The 676-nt window shown below is 50.3% G+C and carries 1 pseudogene; it reads left to right on the top strand.

Annotated elements, in window-relative coordinates:
* Positions 1-676, top strand: a pseudogene (locus R7Q48_RS27835) (pullulanase-associated domain-containing protein); the annotation flags it as partial.

The following is a 676-nucleotide window of genomic DNA, read 5'->3' on the forward strand; positions in this document are numbered from 1 at the left end:
CGGACTGGTCTGCACCGCGTCCATTCGACGGCATCAACGACACCTACGGCGCTTACTACGTACTGAAAGTGAACCCAGATGCGTCTGATCCGCACGAATGTATGAACTTCATTCTGCACAAAGGCGATGAGAAAGCCTTCGGTAGCTCGAACTCAAAAGTGGAGCTGACCAAAATTGGCGACTCTAAAGGTCTATTTGGCTTCCACGGCAGCAGCGAGCTTTACTACGAGCCAATCGAAGAACGTCCAGTCGATATTGATGGTCAAAAAGCGCATTGGTTAGATGCCAACACTATCGCATGGGAAGCAGCAGCCAATGCTGATTCCATGAAGCTGTTCTACAGCTTGACCAACGACATCAAAATGGATGAAGACAAGCAAATCTCTGGCGGTACAGCTGTTGAGCTGACCAAAGCGGGCGATTTGTCTGACGGTCTTAAATCTCGTTTCCGCCACCTTGCAAGCCTTCAAGCTGCTGGCATTGATGTGGACGATGCAACCCTACGTACGATTCTGAAATCACAAATCGTCATGGTGGCGTACAACGCAAATGGCGACGTTATTTCTGCAACTGAAGTGCAAAAACCGGGCGTTTTGGATGCGGTGTTTGCCGATTCCAAGGCAGGTAACGCAATTAGCCAAGAACTCGGTGCGATTGTGGAAGGCGGCGCAGCAAC

It is taken from the genome of Vibrio sp. 378, from assembly GCF_033339435.1.